Consider the following 22318-nt stretch of genomic DNA (forward strand, 5'->3'; position numbering starts at 1 on the left):
AAATGAACTATTTAAAAATATTTTCACCAGCAACCGTTGCCAATGTTTCCTGCGGATTTGATGCTTTAGGCTTAGCGCTCGAAACGGTTGGTGATACGATGACTTTTACCAAAACAATTACAAAAGGTGTTAAAATCACAAAAATAACTGGAGCTGATTTACCATCTGACCCACAAATAAATGCTGCGGGAGTGGTTGCGCTTGCGATGTTAGAAAAGCATCCAGTTGATTTTGGTATCGACATCACCATTCACAAAGGATATACTCCTGGAAGTGGTTTAGGAAGTAGTGCTGCCAGTGCTGCGGGAGCTGCGTTTGGTGTAAATCAGTTATTAGAAAATAGTTTCTCTCCTCTTGAATTGACTCAATTTGCTATGCTAGGAGAAGAAGCCACTTGCGGAACTCCGATAGCTGATAATGTTTCTGCCGCTATTTATGGTGGTTTTACATTGGTACGTAGTTACAAACCTTTGAGTATTGTAAAGATTCCTGTACCTGCTGATTTAAGAGTGGTAGCCATTCATCCTCAAGTTGAAGTAAAAACCAAAGATGCCAGAGCTGTATTACCCAAAGAAGTTCCTTTAAAAGATGCGGTTACACAATGGGCAAATGTTGGTGGATTGATTAGCGGATTGCATGCCAACGATTATCAATTAATCGCTGATTCCTTAACCGATATTATTGTTGAACCTGCTCGTAAACATCTGATTCCACATTTTGATGACGTAAAACAAGCAGCTATAGAGGCTGGAGCTTTAGGGGCAGGAATCTCAGGTTCTGGCCCTACAATTTTCACTTTATGTAAAGGAGATACAACTGCCGAAAACGTTTATAAAACTATTCAAAACACGTATCAAAACAAACAAATTGATTTTAACATGATTCTTTCTAAAATCAACACAGAAGGAATTAAAATTTTAGAAACTAACTAATATAAAATGTTCACTGAGCGTAGTCGAAGTGAAAAACAAATACAAAATTATGAATTATTATAGTCTCAATCATACATCACCTAACGTTAACTTTGAAAAAGCTGTAGTAAACGGATTAGCTCAAGATAGAGGATTGTATTTCCCTGAAAATATTACGCCATTACCTAAAGAATTTATTGATAACATTGGTGAATATTCTAATGAAGAAATTGCGTATGAAGCCATCAAACAATTTGTAGGTGATGAAATTCCGCAAGGCATTTTACAAAAAATCATCAAAGAAACCATCAATTTTGAGTTTCCTGTGGTATCTATTGAAGAAAATATCGGTACACTAGAATTATTTCACGGACCTACCATGGCTTTTAAAGATGTAGGCGCTCGTTTTATGGCTCGTTGCTTGGGGTACTTTAATCGCGATAAACATCAACAAGTAAGCGTATTGGTCGCTACTTCAGGCGATACTGGAGGTGCTGTTGCTAATGGATTTTTAGGAGTGAAAGGTGTAGATGTGGTCATCCTCTACCCTAGCGGAAAAGTAAGTGATATTCAAGAGAAGCAATTGACTACTTTAGGACAAAACATTACTGCTTTAGAGGTTGATGGTGTTTTTGATGATTGTCAAGATATGGTTAAAACTGCTTTTTTAGATGCTGAAATCAACCGTACGTTAACCTCAGCAAACTCTATTAATATTGCTCGTTGGTTACCCCAAATGTTTTACTTTTTCTTTGCCTATAAACAAGTTTATAAGCAACATAAAGAAGTAGTTTTTTCAGTACCTAGTGGAAATTTCGGGAATATTTGCGCAGGGATTATGGCGCAAAAACTAGGGTTACCTATCAAACATTTTGTGGCTTCTACCAATGTAAATGATACGGTTCCTAATTATTTGGCTAGTGGTGAATATCACCCTAAACCATCTAAAGCTACCATTTCTAATGCCATGGATGTTGGGAATCCAAGTAATTTTATCAGGATACAAGAATTATTTGATAATGATTTAAATACTTTAAAATCAGTATTCTCTTCTTTTTCTTTTTCTGATGATGAAACTCGTGACGCTATGAAAAACATCTATAAGAACTCAAGTTATATTGCCGATCCACACGGAGCTGTTGGATATTTAGGGTTGAAAGAATATGGGTTACAAAACGAGTTTGGAATTTTCTTAGAAACAGCACACCCTGTTAAGTTTTTAGATGTTGTAGAAGAAGTTTTAAATGTAACAGTTGAAATTCCACCACAAATAGCATCTGTAATAGATCGAAAAAAAGAAGCTATACAAATTAGCTCTTATCAAGACTTAAAGAGCTTTTTAAATGCTTAAACAGAATTTTAATTAAAAATCGCCTCAATTAATGAGGCGATTTTCTATTCTTAGAAACTAAACACATTGTCTCTTAAATTTTCATCACTTCTAGTTCCATAAGGATCTATCGCTATATACTTAGGTTTTTTGTTTACTATAAATCTAACTTGAGTACGTTCTTTACTTAATTGTTTAGACTCATAGTGTAATACAGTATTATTGTCCTTTACAAGCGACGGATGCGTTGTAAAGATTCCTATTTTAATAGGCTCGTTAATACCTATTTCTTTAATATCTCCGTTTGATAGTGTTTCAAATCGTTTCGCTTTTATTGTGGCGATAACTTCATAGGTTCCATCAGGCAACTCCTTATACGAACTTTTTTCTACAACTATATCGTAAGTTATTACCTTTTTAAACCAATCATTTACCAATTGGTGATATTCTTTGGGAGTAATTTTATATATTTCTTCAAGTAATTCTATAGTATGTGCTTTAGGAGAACTTTCAAATCTATGTCGATGTGTAATAGTTTTTAATATTTTATTTACTTGCTTCTCTCCTATCAAATCTCTTAATGCCATTAATACGGTATAAGCTTTACCATAAGAAATATACCCTTCATCTAATACTTTATAAATTGGAGGTTCAATGTTTTCACCAAATGCTCTTCCTAAAAAATATCTTCTTCGTGCATCTTCAGCTAACTCATATAAAACACCTTTTCCGTACATCTTTTCTAACACGACTGCTTCTGTATATTTCGCTAATCCTTCTACTAGTAAAGAACCACCCGCTACTGGCTTAGCTATTAATGTATGCCCCCACCATTGATGTGCTACTTCATGAATTGTTCTTTTAGCGACTAAATTAAAGGTATTTTCATCACGAACATCTGACAAGTATAAACGATCTTCTGTCATACTAATAACCCCTGGATGTGCAAATCCACCAAATCCCCAATGTGAAGGAACTTCTGCGATTCGAACATGTTTAAAATTATACGTTCCAAAATTTTCTTGACAATATGCTAAGGTTTCTTTTGTACTTTTCTCTATTTCATCAATATTAAAATCGTGACTAGCGTTGTAATATTGTTCTATAGAGATTCCATTATATATTGCTTTTCTAGTTGTATAATTTGCAGAAAAATAGGCTACTATAGGTAATATTTTTCCTTTTGATTTGTAGTGGTAATAGTTTCTATCTTTTTCTGACCAAGTTTTAATTAAATCTCCTGAACTTATGGCTATTTGGTCTTTATGTGTAGAAACAACTGTTTCAAAACGCACTTTTTCAATTTTAATGTCTTCTAAGGCTATATGCACATCTGAGTTATCATCCTCATCTCTTTCTGGTAATCCTCTTTTTTTACGTTCTGTTTTATCCAAAATTTCAAATCCAGAAGCATACCCTATAATAGGCTCAAAATTTCTAAAAGTTATATAGCTACCGTTATTAACAATACTTTTGTCTTCTTCATATCCTTTTAGTTCTTTTTCTATAACAAAAGTATAAGCTACAGAATCGTTGGGTTGGAGTTTCTCTTTAAATTCAAACACATAGGCTCCATGTATAGTATCTTTTGTTGATAAACGAGCTCTTTCTAAATGAATTTGTTTTATAGGTATTCGTTCAGTTATTAATAATTTAGATACTGCTTCATTATTTTTATTTTTTAACACATAATTTGCCTTGACGGTATACTTTCTTTTCTTCGGAAAAATAGCTACTTCTGTTTTTTGAGAAACTGGATATAGCTTTTCTAACGTTTGATAATGCTTATACTTACGTTCGTAATCTTCACTAAGATTTAAGTTATCATCATTCGTATGATAATCTGAAAGAACATTGGTGTTGTAAAACACTAAGCTTCCTGCTCCAATAACTAACAAAGAAAAGCTTAAAAGCAATATCCTCTCTGTTAAGTTATAACCTTGCTTTAGTTGCTTTATTTTATACGAAAAACCTTTTACCATTCCTCTATTCCAAACTTTAAAAGCTATTAAAACAAATAAGACTCCTATCCCTAGCCAATACAACCCTAAATGATTAAACTGTGTAGCATTGCTATTATACGTAGTCATATCTCCCAAGGCTACTCTAGGCATAAAACCAATACTTGTTAAAGGGTGTTCTAAACCTAAAAGGTTAGCTTTCATACTTATTATAACTAACAAACCAAAAGCTCCCATTCCTACATACTTACTTTTAGCTATACTATTTATAAACACGGCTAGCATAGCGTATATGATAAGCTGTAAACCATAATAATAAAATACAGAAGCATACATACCAATGTTTATACTTTTAAAACCTAAACTAACTTGAAAAGTAATACACATAAATATTCCTAAAGCAATTAATAATATGGGTAATAATGATAAACTGATAAACTTAGCAGCAAAAAACACCCAATTTTTAGTTGGAGTTGCACCAATAATTAAATTAAAATTTACACTATGCTCTCTCCATACAATCTCAGAACCGTAAAAAATTAGTAGCATGAGTCCAAAAAGTGTTAGCGGGCTTGTTATTAATTCTATTAATTGGTTAGTTAAAGGATATATACTTACTCCATATTCACTTCCTTCAACAACAGTTGCATACAGCTCTGAAAAAACAATTAGTAACCACATAGCTACAATTACTAAAAAAGGTAAACTTTTAAACACACTGTTTAGCTCTAAACGTACTAATGACAAAAGTCCTTTTATTTGTGCTGTAAAATTGTATGTTCCTTCTATTCCTTTATAGGGAGTTAGCTGTTTTATATTATTTTTTAATGTTTTTTGTTTCTTTACTTTCTTCGTAATTTTTCTAAAAGAAAACCTTTTATAGGTAAGGAACAATATTCCAAGAGAAAAAGCTATCCAAAGTATTCTATTCCATAAAAATAATCCTGAAAAAGAAAGTAACTGCGTATTCTTCTGATGAGCTGTCCAATACTGAGTTTGCTCAAAAAAAGCGGCTACCCCAAAAGAGTCTACAATTGCTGCTACAGACATCATTTCTGGTGATGCTGGAACAGATTGTGCTAATAATGGTGAGTTTAAAAAGATAGAACTCACAAAATATAACATGTAAATAAATACAGCACTTGCATAGGTGGCAATACTGCTCTTGGTAAGCGTGCTTACAGAGGATATTAAAGAAGTGCAGATAAAAATATTAGGTAACACTAAATACAACCATGGTTGTAGATAATTTAATAAATTAAAAGCTCCTAACCTTTCAGCATCCAAACCAGAAAAATAGTTTCCAAAAATATACCCAATAACAAAAGGAGAAAAAGCTATGACACTAAAGATTAAAGTCCCTAAAAAACGACTCCAAAAGTAATGATGTTTTGTTATAGGCGAACTATAAATTAAGCTTTCCATGTTGTGTTGCTTATCTCTTATGATAGCTGTTACTGCAAAAAACATGGTAATAAAAACACTACCTAATGTAAAAAGGCCTGTATGAAAATACACTTGATAAACGGAATTAAAGTTTACTCCAGTAGGCGCATAACCTTGACTTCCTGTAAAATATCCTAAACCTAAAAATAAGACTGCAAATATTGGGAAAGCTCTTTGTTTTAACTGATAGTAAATTTCAAATTGTAATAATTTCTTAAACATAGATTAGGCGTTTTTTTGATGAAATAATGTAGCGAAATAGTAGTCTTCTAAGTTTGGATTGATTCTTTCAAATCCATTAGATAAAGTGGCTTCTGAGAAGACTCTTATTTGTGTTTCTCCTGATACTAATTTGGTTGAAATAACATCATAGGCCTTTTTGTAATGTTCAATATCACTTTTAGCAATAATTTTAGTCCAAATACTATCTTGTATGCCGGCTACTAGTTCTCTTGGATTTCCTTGAGAAATAATCTGTCCTTCTGATAGAATTGCCATTTTAGTACATAAGTTTCTAACGTCTTCTACTATGTGAGTAGATAAAATAACAATTACGTTCTCTCCTATTTCACTTAAAAGGTTTAAAAATCGATTGCTTTCCTCAGGGTCTAATCCTGCTGTCGGTTCATCAACAATAATTAGTTTTGGATTTGCTAATAAAGCTTGCGCAATTCCAAAACGCTGCCGCATTCCTCCTGAAAATGTATGTACCGATTTCTTCCTGTGCTGGTAAAGATTTACTTGCTGCAATAAAGAGGTTACTTGGTTTTTACGCGTTGTATTGTTTGTAACTCCCTTCAAAATAGCTAAATGGTCTAACAATTTTTCAGCTGATATTTTAGGGTACACACCAAACTCTTGTGGTAAATAACCCAAATCTTTTCTTATTTCATGAGGAGTATTAATAATATCACAGTCATTAAATACAATTTCTCCAGAAGAAGGCTCTTTTAAAGAAGCTATGGTACGCATTAAAGAAGATTTTCCTGCTCCGTTAGCACCTAACAAACCAAACATTCCGTTTGAAATATGTAAGTTTATTCCGTTTAATGCTTTAACTCCATTAGGATATGTTTTAGTAAGATTAGTTATAGTTAATGTATTCATATGAGATTCGTTTTTTGTTTACAACAAATCTCTAGTATCTTCCTTTCCGTATAAATTAAATATGATATACCTTGCTGTTTTTAGCATACATAGTACTCTTTTAATTGTTAACTTATGTTTGACTAAAAAAACTACCTATTGATATTAAAAATGATAGTGTTTATCAATATAATTGTGAGAACAGTTTTACATGAGTAATTTTGGTGTATGATTGATTTTTTTAAGAAGTACAACGCCTTCCTTATTGGTTTTCTAGTTATAATTCCATTATTCATCTTATTGGATTACATAAATGTTCTAAATATTCCGAGAGACCAACCAGGTGAAGTTATTGTGATTACTGTCTTTTGGGCATTAGTTATAGGCTTGCCTTTACATAATTATCAGTATTTAAAAGAAAAAAAGAAAGCTGTAATAGGTATTACTGCTCTGTTTGTATTGCTTTTTATTACAGTCTTGATTGATTCTTTTATGAAACTCCCAGACAACCCTATCACCTTCATTTTATTAATAGTATTTTGGTGTGGACTTGTCTATTTTTTAGTGCCTAACTTCATAAAAAAATACTGGAAGTTTATAACACTTCTATACACTCCGTTACTCTTATACTTTTTTTATCTACGATTATTTTCTGGTGATTTAGAAGCTTATTTAAAAGTTAAGCAAGAAACACCTTTCTATATTTTTTTCTTACCTATTCCTATTTTCTTTTTTCTTTGGGTTTTTGAACAATGGAAATGGGTACAAGAGTTAAAAAAAGAAAAATCTAAAACTGAATTATCACTATTAAAAACACAAATAAATCCGCATTTTTTCTTCAACACATTAAATAACTTGTACGCACTTACAGTAAAAAATTCCCCTCAAGCACCAGAAGTTATTTTAAAGTTATCTGACATGATGCGCTATACCATTTACGATGGAGAAAAAGAAACTGTAAAAATTTCAGAAGAAATAGAATACTTAAATAATTACATCGAACTACATAAAATCCGATATAAAAAGTCTGTAGAGATTACTTTTAATCACGACATCGATACCTCTTTAAACATTCCTCCCTTATTGTATATTATTTTACTAGAAAATGCCTTTAAACATGGTATAGAAACACTTGCTGAAAATGCTTTTATACATATTAATTTATACGAAGATGCTCATTTTATTTACTTTGATATAGAAAACAATTTTGATCCTGGTGAACTCAATAATTCTAAAGGAATTGGATTACAAAACCTAAAACGAAGATTATCTTTGCTATACAAGCAACAACATGAACTAAGTATTAGTTCCACAAATAACATTTACAAAACACTGTTAAAAACTCCTAAGCATGCTTAAATATATAATTATTGATGATGAACCTTTAGCGCATGAAATCATTACCGAGTTTTGCAGCATGCTACCGCATGTACAGTTGGAAAAAAGTTGTTACAATGCTATGGAAGCAATGCAGTTTTTAAACAAGCATACAGTTGATTTTATGTTTTTGGATATCAACATGCCAAAGTTAAAGGGATTAGACTTTTTAAAGACCTTCTCAACCCCACCTAAAACCATCATTACAACTGCTTATAAAGAGTATGCTATCGAAGGCTTTGAGTTAAATTTTGTAGATTACCTTTTAAAACCTTTTAGTTTTGATAGGCTGGTAAAAGCAGTAAATAAAGTGTCTAATATATCATCAGAAAAAATCATTCACAAAAAAATAATAAACACAAATCAAACAAATACTCGATTTTTTATCAAAGGAGACAAAAAACACCATCAAATTGATTTAAGTGATTTGTTATTTATAGAAGCTTACGGAAACTATACGAAGCTATTTTTAGCCGATGAAATGATTGTAAGCCACGAAAAGATTTCTCATTATGAATCGATGTTAGATACTACTCTCTTTTTAAGAGTACATAAATCATTTATTGTTGCTATAGATAAAATAAAGTTTATAGAAGGTAATCGTATTATAATTCATGAACATAAGGTTCCTATTGGTCAAACCTATAAAAGCACCGTTGGTAAGCTCTACAATTAGGAGCAATTTTATTTTTTATTTATCTCTTTTATTTTCATAGATTTATGCATCATCAAAACTAATTACATGCATATATCTTCAAAAGTTACACGCCTTTTTGATTTTCCATACCATCAATTACAAAACTATCCGCAACAAGATTGCTTAGTTTCAAAAGAGAATAATGAATGGAAAAGTATTTCAACTCAAAAATACATTGAAGATGCCAATACAATAAGTAAAGCTTTATTAAATCTTGGAGTAAACCCAGGAGATAAAATAGCAGTAATTACTTCTGTAAATCAACCAAAATGGCATTTGCTAGATATTGGAGTTATGCAAATTGGTGCAGTAAACGTTCCTTTATATCCTACTTTTTCAGAAAAAGATTACGCTTATATCTTAAACCATTCCGATAGTATGTATTGTTTTGTTTCTGATGATGAACTCTACCAAAAAGTAATCAAAGTTCAAGGGCAAACACAGCTTAAAAAAGTATTTACTTTTGAAGAACTAGAGACAAACTATGGATGGAACTCTTTTCTAAGCCTTGGTAAAGATGAAACCCATCAAACAACAGTGAATGAATTAAAAAAAACTATAAAACCATCTGACTTAGCTACAATTATCTATACCTCGGGTACTACTGGAACTCCAAAAGGGGTTATGCTTTCACACCATAACATTGTTAGTAATGTTTTTGCTGTTGGAAAAAGGCTCAATTTACAAGGAAATCAGAAAAGAGTAATAAGCTACCTTCCTATTTGCCACATCTTCGAGCGTGCGGCTTCGTACTATTGTCAATATATGGGCTTTGAAATTCATTTTGCTGAGAGTATTGATAAAGTTGGGGAGAATTTACGCGAAATAAAACCTCATTTTATGGCTGTAGTTCCTCGATTGTTAGAAAAGGTTTTTGACAAAATCATTGATAAAGGAAGTAACTTAACTGGCTTAAAAAAACGATTGTTCTTTTGGGCATTACAGTTAAGTGAACAATACAAACCTTATAAAGAAAATGGTTGGTGGTATGAGTTCAAACTCTCCATAGCACGCAAACTCATTTTTTCTAAATGGAAAGAAGCTTTAGGAGGTCATTTAGAATTTATGTTAGCAGGAAGTGCTCCAACACAAGCTAGACTAGTAAGAATATTTACAGCAGCAGAAATCCCTGTTTTTGAAGGTTACGGGCTTACCGAAACCTCTCCTGCTATCTCTGTTACTGATATGCGAAATAATAATTTTAAAATAGGAACTGTTGGAAAAGTAATTGAAAATGTAACCGTAAAAATAGCTGAAGATGGAGAAATCTTAGTTAACGGTCCAAACGTAATGATGGGCTATTACAAATCTCCGAAAAAAACTAGTGAGTCAATTGTAGATAACTACTTTCATACAGGAGATATTGGAGAACTAGATAATGAAGGCTTTTTAAAGATTACAGATAGAAAAAAAGAAATCTTTAAAACCTCTGGAGGGAAATACATAGCTCCTGCTATTTTAGAAAATGAGCTAAAAAAATCTCGTTTTATAGAACAAGTTATGGTGATAGGTGAAGGAGAAAAAATGCCCGCTGCACTTATTCAAGTAGCTTCAGAGTTTGTTCAAGAATGGTCAAAAAGACATAATCATACAATAACGGATATTGCTTCGGATGAAAAACTCATCAAAAGAATTCAAAAAGAAATCGACTTTTGTAACGAAAAGTTTGGCAAATGGGAACAAATAAAGCGTTTTGAAATTACCTCTGATGAATGGACGACAAATTCAGGACATTTAACTCCGACATTGAAAATGAGACGAAAAATTATCTTAGAAAAATATAACAGTTTACATCAAAAAATATATAATCCTCAATAAATCAACCAGTAAACTACAACTTGTGCAATCGGGGTATTTTTCATACTTTGCAAAGCCCAAAAATTTGAACATATGTCGATTGAAATTACTCGTCTATTTGACTTTCCTTATTATCAACAAGAAAAATATAATTTAGAAAAAGCATTTATCACTAAATACAATGGTGAATGGCAATCTATATCAACAAATGAATATATAAAAAAAGCCAACGCTATAAGTAGAGGTTTATTACGATTAGGAGTACAACCTAATGATAAAGTTGCTGTAATTTCAACTAACAATAGAACTGAATGGAATATTTGTGATATCGGAATATTACAAACAGGAGCTCAAAATGTTCCAATCTATCCAACTATTTCTAAAGAAGATTACGAATATATCTTAAATCATTCTGAAGCGACTTATTGTTTTGTTTCTGATGAAACCATCTTAGAAAAGCTAAACCAAATAAAAGGAAACACAAAGCTTAAAGGAATTTTTACTTTTGATGACATCCAAGGAGAAAAAAGCTGGCAAGAAATTTTAACCTTAGGTGAAGATGAAAGCAATCAAAATGAAGTTGAAGAGCGTAAAAATGCTATTACAACTGATGATTTAGCCACCCTGATTTATACTTCTGGAACAACAGGACGTCCTAAAGGAGTTATGTTAAGTCATAAAAATGTAGTTTCAAATGTATTAAGCAGTGAAAAACGTGTTCCGTTAGAATACGGTCAAGGTAGAGCTCTAAGCTTCTTACCTGTTTGTCACATTTTTGAACGTATGATTTTGTATTTATATCAATACTGTGGTATTTCTATTTATTTTGCTGAGGCTATTGATAAGTTGAGTGAGAATGCTCAAGAAATCAAACCACATGTAATGACTGCCGTTCCAAGACTGTATGAAAAAATTTACGATAAAATTTATGCTAAAGGAGCTGAATTAACAGGAGTTAAAAAGAAATTATTCTTTTGGGCTATAGAATTAGGTTTACAATATGAACCATATGGAGCAAATGGCTGGTGGTACGAAAAGAAATTAAGCATTGCCCGCAAACTTATTTTCTCTAAATGGCAAGCTGCCTTAGGCGGAGAATTAAAAATAATGGTTTCAGGTTCCGCCGCATTACAACCACGTTTAACTAGAGTCTTTACAGCTGCTGGAATGCCTGTAATGGAAGGTTATGGTCTTACTGAGACCTCTCCTGTAATTGCTGTAAATGATATGCGTGATGGTGGTTTTAGGTTAGGAACCGTTGGTAGACTTATTGAAGGTGTTGAGGTTAAAATTGCTGATACTGGAGAAATTTTAGCCAGAGGTCCTAATATAATGATGGGCTACTATAAAGATCCTGAAAAAACTGCAGAAGCATTACAAAATGGATATTTCCATACAGGTGATAAAGGTGAATTAAGTGAAGATGGATTTTTAAAAATTACTGGACGTACCAAAGAAATGTTTAAAACCTCTGGAGGTAAATATATCATTCCACCATTATTAGAAGGCCAGCTAAAACAATCTCGTTTTATAGAACAAGTAATGGTTATTGGTGAAGGTGAAAAAATGGCATCAGCTTTTATTCAACCAAACTTCGAATTTGTACGTGAATGGGCGCAAAGACACAATGTTACTTTAGGTGACAATAAAGATTTAGTAGGTAATCCTAAAGTAATAGAACGTATTCAGGAAGAAGTAGATTATGCCAATACAAAATTTGGGAAATGGGAAACTATTAAAAAGTTTGAATTAACACCAGAAGAATGGTCTATTGATAGTGGTCACCTTACACCTACGATGAAAATGAAACGAAAAATAATAAAAGATATTTACAAAGACTTATACGATAAGATTTACAGACAGTAATCGTTTAAAGTGTTGTGAAAGCAACACTTTTTTCTTTTTAACATGACAAAACTCATTTCTTTTTCTTCGGATATTTCTAACATTGAATTACCTAAAAAATTCGATTATCCTTATAATTATTATCCTCATACCCTAGCCCAAATAGCTGCTGAAGAATTACAAGAGTATTTAACACACCAAAACCACTTTTCTCACAACTTCGGGATTAAAAACCTTGAGAGTCCAAATGCACTTGGAAAAATGTTTGGAGTTTTGGTTGTACAACAACAAGATGGAACCTTAGGGTATTTAGCCGCTTTTTCAGGAAAATTAGCTGATAGTACACAACATCAACACTTTGTACCTCCAATATTTGATGTGTTAGATACAAATGAATTCTACCTTACAACAGAAAAGCAGCTTAATGAGTTAACTCATAAAATAGTAAGCTTAGAAAACGCTTCTGAATTTACTGAAGTGAGGAAAGTATATCAAAAAACAAAACAGCTATACGAAAAGCTTTTAGCTGATGAACAATCAAGAATTAAACAACGGAGAAAACTTAGAAAAGAATTAGGACAACAAAACAATCAACTAAATATTAATGAAGAGTTTTACTTACGTGAATATGAAGTATATTTAAACGATAAAATAGCAACATCAAAAAAAGCGTACCAAGTAAAGCAACATCAAATTGAAAAACTGAAACAACAGCGCACAAACCTTTCAGCTTGGGCACAACAAAAAATATTTAAAAAGTATGCGTTTCTTAACTATCATGGAGAAAGTCAAAATCTTTTAGATATTTTTACAGACTCCACTCAAAACATTCCTGCTGGTGCCGGTGATTGTTGTGCTCCAAAACTATTACAATACGCATATAAACACCAATTAAAACCTATTTGTATGGCTGAATTTTGGTGGGGAAAACCTTTAAACACTTCCATAAGAAAACATCAAAATTATTACCCTGCTTGTACTGGTAAATGCAAACCTATTCTAACGCATATGTTACAAGGAGTAATTGTAGAAGAAAATCCATTAGTTACTCTATTAAAGGAAGAAAAAGAAATTACAATTATTTATGAAGATTCAGATTTGTTAGTTATTAACAAACCACATGAACTCTTATCAGTAGCTGGAAAAGAAATAAAAGACTCCGTGTTTAGTCGCATTCAAAAACTATATCCAAAAGCAACAGGTCCGTTAGTAGTACATCGATTAGACATGTCAACCTCTGGAATTCTCTTAGTTTCTAAAAATGAAGAAACTTATAAAGTTTTACAGGCACAGTTTATTTATAAAACTATACAAAAACGCTATGTAGCTTTATTAGATGGTGTTTTAAAAGAAGGTGAAGGAAAAATTGAGCTACCACTTAGAGTAGACTTAAACGATCGTCCTAAACAGCTTGTATGTTATCAACACGGAAAAAAAGCATTGACTACTTGGAAAAAAGTTGAAACTCTAGATAACAAAACAAAAGTATATTTTTATCCTATAACAGGACGTACACATCAGTTACGTGTGCATGCTGCACATAATTTGGGACTAAACACTCCTATTGTAGGAGATGATTTATACGGAAAGAAAGCAGACAGATTGTACTTACATGCTGAAAAAGTCACATTTATACATCCCACTTCAAAAAAACAAGTAAGCTTTACTGCTCCTGCACCTTTTTAATCGCAGGGCGATAGCCAAAAATTCCTTAAACTTATTTTAAAATAGTTTTAAAGTATTATTTGTGTAGCTAATATTACACATATTTTATACTACATATTTTGTCTTTTTAAGTGTACTCAAAATAGCAAACGAGGCCAGAAAGAAAACAGCTAAACACAACACACTCCATTGCATAGAACCTGTAATCCAATTTAATGTTCCATATACAGCTGTTCCTAAAACAATAGCTATTTTTTCAGTAACATCATAAAAACTAAAATACGTGGCATGATCTTGTGTTTCTGGCAATAATTTTGAATACGTAGAACGAGTTAAGGTTTGAATAGCCCCTTGTACCAACCCCAATAAACCACCTAGTCCATAAAAATAAACTGCTACATTTTCTTGAGATTTATCTAAAGAAAAAGCACAAAAACATACTAACATCCATACTGCAATAGTTATTTTTAGAGCAGTAATGTTTCCCCATTTTTCTGAAATCCTTGAAAATAAAATAGCTCCTATAATCGCAACAATTTGCACCAATAAAATAGTAATAATCAAACTCGTAGGAGGCAACCCTAATTCTGAAGAACCAAAAATAGCCGCCATTAGAATAATAGTTTGTACACTAATACTTAATAAGAAAAAAGAAATTAAAAAACGTTTTAAAGTAGGGTAATTTAGTAACTCTTTAATCACTACTTGTAATTCTTTGTAACCTTTCCATATATAATCTTTTTCAGGTTTTTTGTTATATACATTATCTGGTAAACGCTTAAAGGTTACCTGCGCAAACCCTAGCCACCATAAACCGACCATAACAAAAGAAATTCTAGATGCCATTCCTGCACTTATACCTAAAGTTTCAGGAAACATAATCATTCCTAAGTTTACGAGTAATAAAATAATAGAACCAATATACCCATATACAAAACCTTTGGCACTGGCTCTATCTTGTTGTTCAGGTCGGGCTACTTCGGGTAAATAAGCATTATAAAACACCAAACTTGCCCAAAAGCCTATACTTGCTAAAACAGTAAATAAAATACCTATCCATACAGTATCAATTCCTTCAAAGAAATACAAACTCATTACCGATAATGCTCCTAGTGTACAGAAAAACTTCATAAACTTTTTCTTACTTCCCGTATAATCTGCAATACCCGATAAAATTGGAGAGATAAAAGCTACTACTAAAAACGAAAATGATAAAGCATAGCTATACAAACTACCTGGATGCTCCCAGTCCATTCCTAAAAAGCTTACAATTTTACCTTCTGTCACTCCGCTGTAATACAACGGAAAAACAGCTGTGCTAATTACCAATGAATATACTGAGTTGGCCCAATCGTAAAATGCCCATCCATTAATTAGCTTCTTATCTCCTATTTTATACATATAAATTCTAATAAAAAAACCGCTCATGTAACATGAACGGTTTGCAATATACTATAATTTATCAATCTTATTTACTCGCAGGCGCGTTGTATTTTGCTGCTAATTTTTTAGCTTCTGGCAAAAAATTTCTTAACGTCTGAATACGAGTTTGATTAGATGGGTGTGTACTCATAAACTCTGGTTGAGCTCCTCCTCCTGAACGCTGGCTCATTCGTACCCATACTTCAGCAGCTTCTTCTCCTTTATATCCTGCCATAATCATAAAAACCAATCCTAATTTATCTGCTTCGGTTTCATGGCTTCTACTAAATGGTAACATTACTCCTACCTGCGTACCTAATCCATACGCCATATTCCACATTTCAGCATTTTCATTGTTTTGAGTACCTAAAGCTAAAGCTACCCCACCTAATTGTTGTAATTGACCTGTAGACATACGTTCTTGTCCATGTTTTGCAAATGCGTGAGCTACCTCGTGCCCCATAACAGCTGCAATTCCATCTTCATTAGCACAAATTGGTAAAATTCCTGTATAAAAAACTACCTTTCCTCCAGGTAAACACCAAGCGTTAACTGTTTTATCTTCTACTAAATTAAACTCCCATTCATAAGCATTTGCCTCTGCAGTCATTCCATTAGCACGCATAAAACGATCTACAGCTGTAGAAATATTCTTCCCTACTCGTTTAATTTGATTTGTTTTAGCACTATTAGTAGATAGTTTATTTTCCTCTAAAAAACCTTTGTATTGTGCAAAACTAGCTGGTAAAATTTGAGCATCGTTTACAAAATTTAATCTTTTTCTTCCCGTAATTGGAACGGTGCTACATTCTACTAAAAAAGCAGCTAAAAATGTTAGGACTATAATTTTTTTCATTGTTCAATAGTTTAAATTTCTATGTTCTTGGTTGTATCTTTTATGACACGAAATTAACTTATTTGTCACAAACTTGATAATATATTATGTCTTTAAAGCTACAAATTCTATCTTTATCTTAAAAACTAATTGATGAATTTTACGCATTCAAAAACAGCCACACCAAGTATTAAAATTCCTAAACCTCTTATCTTTTCAGCTAAGGCTTTGCAGTTTATATCTACTAATAAAGCAGCTAAATTTGGTGTAAGACTTTTTACAACTCCTGTTAACTTTCCTATTCCTAAGAGAGAAAAAGTAATGTTAGAGAGTGCTCAAAAGAAAACAATTAATGTACCATCCATTTCAAGAGATATTCAAGTACTATCATATGGTTATTCAACTAAAAAAGTATTATGGGTACATGGTTGGGCAGGAAGAAGCACTCAATTATATATGATTGCTGATAAACTATTGGAAAAAGGTTACATGGTTATTTCATTTGACGGACCCGCACATGGAAAGTCTACAGGAAAAACTACTGAAATGCCTGAGTTTTTAGAAACCATTGCTGAACTCAACAAACAATTTGGACCTTTTGATGCTGCTATAGGGCACTCTTTTGGTGGAGTATGCTTGTATAATGCTCTTTCTGAAGATTTCACTGCAAAGAAACTTGTTACCGTTGGTGCTGCGGATAAAATATCGGATGTTATTTTAAACTTTACTAAAAACTTACAAGTAAAACCAGCTATAGCTCATAAAATGAAACGTTTGTTTGATAAAAAATGGCAACGAGATATTGATATACACTCTTCTAGCGTAAAAGCTAAAAATGTAAAAATACCTACTCTAGTCGTTCACGATTCATTTGATGGCGATGTTAATGTAAGTTGTGCAATAGCAATACGTCAAAACTTACAGAATGGAAAACTTTTAATTACGGAAGGCTTAGGACACACCAGAATTCTTCGTAACTCAAAAGTTGCTTCCAAGATTGTTGATTTTATAAGTAAAGAACCATGAGAAAATTAGTTGTTTTATTTCTTTTAGCAATAACAGTTAATACTACTGTAAATGCTCAAAACAAGAAAAAATATGCGGTAAATAAAACCAATAGTGAGTGGAAACAGTTACTAACTCCAAAACAATATTTTGTACTTAGAGAATCAGGTACAGAACGCCCTAACTCAAGCCCTTTAAACTATAATAAGAAAAAAGGAGTGTATGCTTGTGCAGCTTGTAAAACCCCGCTATATAAATCTGAAAATAAATACGATTCAGGTAGCGGATGGCCTGCTTTTGACAGCGCTATTAAAGGAAACGTTGAACTTGATGTTGATTATAAAGTAGGATATGCTCGAACAGAGTTAAAATGCAATACTTGCGGCGGACATTTAGGGCATTCTTTTAACGATGGCCCAAAAGAAACTACAGGTAAACGTCACTGTATTAACGGAGTTGCTTTAGAGTTTATTCCAAAAAAATAAAATTGTAAATTGAGGCTGGTTTTAACCAGTCTTTTTTATTGGCGCCGCCAAAGGGTTTAATAACCCAAGGCTTGCCTCGAAAATTAAGAACTTTTTCCAATAAATGTATCGTGAGCTTGTCACGAGGTAGTTTACTAAAAATTATGCCATGCAAAACTCCTATTTAGAAAGTATCAAAAAACAAATAACCTACTATAAAAGTTTAGGAGATAAAACCTTTGATCAACTCACACAAGAAGAACTTTTTTATCAATATAATCAAGAAAGTAACTCTATAGCTGTAATAGCTAAGCATATTGCTGGTAATATGTTATCACGTTGGACCAACTTTTTTACTGAAGATGGAGAAAAACTATGGAGAAATAGAGATGATGAGTTTGTTAATACTTTTACAACCAAAGAAGAAATGATTGCCTATTGGGAAAAAGGTTGGGATTGCTTTTTAAACACTATCAACTCTTTAAAAGAAGAAGACTTAGAGAAAATCATCTACATAAGAAACCAAGGACATACAGTAACCGAGGCAATTAATCGTCAAATTTGTCATTATCCGTATCACATCGGGCAAATTGTATTTTTAGGCAAAATGCTACAAAACGAAAACTGGAAACCCTTGTCCATTCCTAAAAATGCTTCTAAAAACTTCAATCAACAAAAATTTAGTCAAGAAAAAAGCCGCAAGCATTTTACGGATGATTTATAGTATTTACTCCTCTTGTTACCAATACAAGAACTAAAAAAAGTGACTACTACTCTTACTAATTATAAAAAATTACACACTTTTATACTATTTAAGCGAAAAAATCTGCTAACAAATTGCTAAAAACTAACAACTAATAACTAAATTTGTGCCTCTAAAAAATGAAGCCGATACATGTTTAATAATTTAAGCGAAAAGTTAGATAAAGCGTTACACACGCTGAAAGGACACGGAAAAATTACCGAAGTTAACGTTGCGGAAACTCTAAAAGAAGTTCGTAGAGCTTTATTAGATGCCGATGTTAACTTTAAAATAGCTAAGAATTTTACCAAAACAGTAAAAGAAAAAGCCTTAGGTCAAGACGTATTAACAACGTTAAATCCTGGGCAATTAATGGTAAAATTGGTTAAGGATGAATTAACCGAATTAATGGGAGGTGATACCGTTGGTATTAACTTAGGAGGTTCACCTACTGTTATTTTAATGTCTGGTTTACAAGGTTCGGGTAAAACAACCTTTTCTGGTAAACTAGCTAACTACCTTAAAACTAAAAAAAGCAAACAAGTTTTATTAGTAGGATGTGATGTATATCGTCCTGCTGCAATCAATCAGTTACGCGTTGTTGGAGAACAAATTGGTGTTGAGGTATACGCTGAAGAAGGAAATCAAAATCCGGTAGAAATTTCTCAAAATGCGATTAAGCATGCAAAAGCAAACGGTAAAAACGTGGTGATTATTGATACCGCGGGTCGTTTAGCTGTTGATGAAGAAATGATGACTGAGATTTCTAACATCCACAAAGCAGTAACTCCACAAGAAACATTATTTGTAGTGGATTCTATGACAGGGCAAGACGCTGTAAATACAGCAAAAGCCTTTAACGATGTGTTGAATTTTGACGGAGTTATATTAACTAAGTTAGATGGTGATACACGAGGTGGTGCTGCGATATCTATTAAATCAGTAGTAAATAAACCGATTAAATTTATAGGTACGGGTGAAAAAATGGATGCGATTGATGTATTCCACCCAAGCCGTATGGCAGATCGTATTTTAGGAATGGGAGACGTTGTTTCGTTAGTTGAGCGTGCCCAAGAACAATACGACGAAGAAGAAGCTAGAAAATTACAAAAGAAGATTGCTAAAGATCAGTTTGGTTTTGATGACTTTTTAAGTCAAATTCAACAAATCAAAAAGATGGGAAGCATGAAAGATTTAGTAGGAATGATTCCTGGTGCTGGTAAAGCAATGAAAGATGTTGACATTGATGATGATGCTTTTAAAGGTATTGAAGCTATTATACACTCCATGACTCCAGCAGAAAGGACTAGTCCTTCCATGATTAATGCGAGTCGCAAAAAACGAATTGCCAAAGGATCCGGAACTTCGGTACAAGAAGTTAACCAATTGATGAAGCAATTTAATCAGATGAGTAAGATGATGAAGATGATGCAAGGCGGAGGCGGAAGAAAAATGATGCAAATGATGAAAGGCATGAAATAATATAAAAAAGATAGGCTGCTGCCTGTCTTTTTTTATTTAGTTTACAGTGCCAAAATAAACAGTATTCAGTAAACTGTATTTATGGATTTTAAAACTATTAAGTTCTTTCTATGTCATGTCCAGTGATTTTCTAACTAAAAGGAAGATAAATTGTATTGAGACATTTAGAACTGATTCTCGATACATCTCCCTCCAGTCGATACTCGAACTGACATATAGTATTTAAACTTAATTTAGGATTTAAAAATAATACTTCTACTGAAGTAACTTTTAAAATATTACTATTGAAAACAAAGAGGTTGGGAAGCTAATCAATTATATGATTAAAAATCCTGATAAATTTGGAATATAACAACACAACAATTACAACACAACAACTGTATACAAGAAGACTGTATACTGAAAACTTAACAAGACTATGATTTTACTAGACGGTAAAAAGACATCAGCAGACATTAAAGAAGAAATTGCTTTAGAAGTAGCAGCATTAAAAGCTAACGATAAAAAAGCACCACACTTAGCAGCGGTTATCGTGGGTAGCGACGGAGCAAGTTTAACCTATGTAAATGCAAAAGTAAAAGCTTGCGAACGTGTAGGTTTTGAATCTACTTTACTTCGTCTTCCTGAAGAAACTACTGAAGAAGAACTATTAAATGAAATTGCTATTTTAAATATTGATAATGATATTGATGGTTTTATAGTACAATTACCCCTACCCGACCATATTGATGAACAAAAGGTATTAATGGCTATTAATCCTGATAAAGATGTAGACGGTTTCCACCCTATGAATGTTGGTAAATTAGCGTTAAACTTACCTACTTATATCTCTGCTACTCCTTTCGGAATTTTAGAATTGTTAGATCGTTACAATATTGAAACCTCTGGTAAAGATGTAGTAGTTATTGGGCGTAGCCATATTGTAGGAAGTCCAATGAGTATTTTACTATCTCAAAAAAGAAAAGTAGGAAACGCAACTGTTACCCTAACTCATAGTAGAACCAAAAACTTAAAAGAGGTTACTAAAAGAGCAGATATTATTATAGCTGCTATTGGTATTCCTGAGTTTTTAAAAGGTGACATGGTAAAAGACGATGTAGTAATTATTGATGTAGGAATTACTCGTGTTGCTGATCCTTCTAAGAAAAGAGGATTTAGATTGGTAGGTGATGTTGCTTTTAACGAAGTAGCAGAAAAAGCATCGCACATTACCCCTGTACCGGGTGGTGTAGGTCCTATGACGATTGCTATGCTCTTAAAAAATACTTTATTAGCTTGCGAACGTAGACAAGAAGAGTGTTAATACAACACCGTTTAATATATACTACAAAAGACTGCTTTTAAAGGCAGTCTTTTTTATAGAAAACAGTTGATACATTTCTCTTACTCTGCTATTTAATTACCTTTTTTTGCTATATTAGCTAGCACTAATTAAAAAATTGCAATAATTACGTTTACACTTCCTTTTTAGGATATATAAAGACACTAAAAGTGTTTATTGAAACTAATCCATTTATGTTAAGTACTAAAACTTTTATCAGCATATTTTTTCTTTCTTATTTTTGTTTTATACCGCAACCTTTTCCTGAAGGTACTACTTATATTACACCCTCATTTAAATTAATTCCTAAACATTCAGTTGATATTCAAAAAAACAATATCATCATAACCATATTTTCAAAAGATATGTTCTATCGTGGAAATGAAATAAAATTTAAAAGTGAAATAAAGGGAGATACAATTTACATTCTCAATAAAATTAAGAATAGTACGAAAAACGATGGAATTAAAATTAATAATGAAAAACTTATATCTTTTTTTACAAACACTCGTTTTTTTATAAAGTCAAAAAACACTTTAATTCATACTGAAAGTAATAGGCCTTATTTTAATAAAAAGTTAGTAGATAGCACCTTAAGCAACCAAACAGTATATAGCATAAATGGTAAAATACTAATGTCTACTAAAGATTCTTCTGTATTAAATCCAATATTAAATGAAAAGAAGTTTAAAATAAAAACCTTGGAGGTAATAAAGCCTGAAAACGCTATAAAAACTTACGGACTATTTGGCTTTAAAGGTATTATAAAAATAAAGGGAAAGTTTAAAAAATGTAAATAATACACTAAAAGTGTTTATCTAAACAAAATATTTAATAAATATCAATGAGTTCTACTGTAGGCTTCCCAAAAAATAGGACAGTTAATAATTCGAATTTACTAACTTTAAATTCAAACTGTCACAATGAAAAAC

17 protein-coding genes are annotated in these 22318 nt (G+C 32.2%); 13 read left to right on the forward strand and 4 right to left on the reverse strand.

All coding sequences use genetic code 11. The features are described 5' to 3' along the window. Positions 1 to 2 precede the first annotated feature (2 nt). Positions 3 to 932 (forward strand): homoserine kinase, encoded by a 930-nt coding sequence (locus tag Q4517_RS08815; protein WP_303508157.1) that lies wholly within the window; start codon positions 3 to 5, stop codon positions 930 to 932. A gap of 49 nt (positions 933 to 981) precedes the next feature. Next, a complete protein-coding gene (thrC, locus tag Q4517_RS08820; RefSeq protein WP_303508158.1) occupies positions 982 to 2262 on the forward strand; it encodes a threonine synthase in 1281 nt (426 codons plus the stop codon). Between the two features lie 50 nt (positions 2263 to 2312). Here the strand turns inward: thrC and Q4517_RS08825 are convergent, their stop codons facing one another. Together Q4517_RS08825 and Q4517_RS08830 are read right to left on the reverse strand one after the other, a co-directional pair. Beyond that, positions 2313 to 5870 carry a M1 family aminopeptidase gene (locus Q4517_RS08825; protein WP_303508159.1) on the reverse strand — a complete coding sequence of 1186 codons (3558 nt, stop codon included), beginning with the start codon at positions 5868 to 5870 and terminating at the stop codon, positions 2313 to 2315. Between the two features lie 3 nt (positions 5871 to 5873). Beyond that, positions 5874 to 6755: an ABC transporter ATP-binding protein gene (locus tag Q4517_RS08830; RefSeq protein ID WP_303508160.1), complete on the reverse strand. Its 882-nt coding sequence runs from the start codon at positions 6753 to 6755 to the stop codon at positions 5874 to 5876. Between the two features lie 207 nt (positions 6756 to 6962). Between Q4517_RS08830 and Q4517_RS08835 the strand changes: the two genes are divergently transcribed. The 5 genes from Q4517_RS08835 to Q4517_RS08855 all read left to right on the forward strand — a co-directional run bounded on the left by Q4517_RS08835 (position 6963) and on the right by Q4517_RS08855 (position 14136). Beyond that, positions 6963 to 8093 carry a sensor histidine kinase gene (locus tag Q4517_RS08835; RefSeq protein ID WP_303508162.1) on the forward strand — a complete coding sequence of 377 codons (1131 nt, stop codon included), beginning with the start codon at positions 6963 to 6965 and terminating at the stop codon, positions 8091 to 8093. Next, positions 8086 to 8787: a LytTR family DNA-binding domain-containing protein gene (locus Q4517_RS08840; protein WP_303508165.1), complete on the forward strand. Its 702-nt coding sequence runs from the start codon at positions 8086 to 8088 to the stop codon at positions 8785 to 8787. The genes Q4517_RS08835 and Q4517_RS08840 overlap by 8 nt, the downstream gene beginning before the upstream one ends. Before the next feature lie 66 nt (positions 8788 to 8853). Next, a complete protein-coding gene (locus Q4517_RS08845; RefSeq protein WP_303508166.1) occupies positions 8854 to 10626 on the forward strand; it encodes a long-chain fatty acid--CoA ligase in 1773 nt (590 codons plus the stop codon). Positions 10627 to 10698: 72 nt separating this feature from the next. Beyond that, the gene (locus Q4517_RS08850; RefSeq protein WP_303508168.1) at positions 10699 to 12471 is read left to right on the forward strand and encodes a long-chain fatty acid--CoA ligase; all 1773 of its coding nucleotides are present in this window, start codon (positions 10699 to 10701) and stop codon (positions 12469 to 12471) included. A 42-nt stretch (positions 12472 to 12513) separates the two neighbouring features. Further along, entirely contained in the window at positions 12514 to 14136 is a 1623-nt protein-coding gene (locus Q4517_RS08855) for an RluA family pseudouridine synthase (protein ID WP_303508169.1), read from the forward strand. An 84-nt stretch (positions 14137 to 14220) separates the two neighbouring features. On the opposite strand, the gene Q4517_RS08860 is transcribed toward Q4517_RS08855, so the two are convergent. Both Q4517_RS08860 and Q4517_RS08865 read right to left on the reverse strand, forming a co-directional pair. Next, positions 14221 to 15516 (reverse strand): MFS transporter, encoded by a 1296-nt coding sequence (locus Q4517_RS08860; RefSeq protein ID WP_303508188.1) that lies wholly within the window; start codon positions 15514 to 15516, stop codon positions 14221 to 14223. A gap of 67 nt (positions 15517 to 15583) precedes the next feature. Beyond that, positions 15584 to 16393 (reverse strand): M48 family metallopeptidase, encoded by an 810-nt coding sequence (locus Q4517_RS08865; protein ID WP_303508171.1) that lies wholly within the window; start codon positions 16391 to 16393, stop codon positions 15584 to 15586. A 132-nt stretch (positions 16394 to 16525) separates the two neighbouring features. Here Q4517_RS08865 and Q4517_RS08870 point away from each other — a divergent pair, with 132 nt between their 5' ends. The 6 genes from Q4517_RS08870 (at position 16526) to Q4517_RS08895 (ending at position 22186) form a co-directional block, all read left to right on the forward strand. Further along, positions 16526 to 17398, forward strand: coding sequence for an alpha/beta hydrolase (locus tag Q4517_RS08870; RefSeq protein ID WP_303508172.1), 873 nt, complete (start codon positions 16526 to 16528; stop codon positions 17396 to 17398). Beyond that, positions 17395 to 17862, forward strand: a complete 468-nt coding sequence (gene msrB, locus Q4517_RS08875) for a peptide-methionine (R)-S-oxide reductase MsrB (protein WP_303508174.1) — start codon at positions 17395 to 17397, stop codon at positions 17860 to 17862. Before Q4517_RS08870 ends, msrB begins: the two co-directional genes overlap by 4 nt. 148 nt (positions 17863 to 18010) lie before the next feature. Further along, positions 18011 to 18565, forward strand: a complete 555-nt coding sequence (locus Q4517_RS08880; RefSeq protein ID WP_303508176.1) for a DUF1572 family protein — start codon at positions 18011 to 18013, stop codon at positions 18563 to 18565. Positions 18566 to 18736: 171 nt separating this feature from the next. Then, positions 18737 to 20065: a signal recognition particle protein gene (ffh, locus tag Q4517_RS08885; RefSeq protein ID WP_303508178.1), complete on the forward strand. Its 1329-nt coding sequence runs from the start codon at positions 18737 to 18739 to the stop codon at positions 20063 to 20065. Between the two features lie 418 nt (positions 20066 to 20483). Further along, positions 20484 to 21368, forward strand: a complete 885-nt coding sequence (folD, locus tag Q4517_RS08890) for a bifunctional methylenetetrahydrofolate dehydrogenase/methenyltetrahydrofolate cyclohydrolase FolD (RefSeq protein ID WP_303508180.1) — start codon at positions 20484 to 20486, stop codon at positions 21366 to 21368. A gap of 212 nt (positions 21369 to 21580) precedes the next feature. Beyond that, positions 21581 to 22186, forward strand: coding sequence for a hypothetical protein (locus tag Q4517_RS08895; protein ID WP_303508182.1), 606 nt, complete (start codon positions 21581 to 21583; stop codon positions 22184 to 22186). Positions 22187 to 22318 lie beyond the last annotated feature (132 nt).

Source organism: Tenacibaculum sp. 1_MG-2023 (assembly GCF_030547425.1).
Taxonomy (GTDB): domain Bacteria; phylum Bacteroidota; class Bacteroidia; order Flavobacteriales; family Flavobacteriaceae; genus Polaribacter.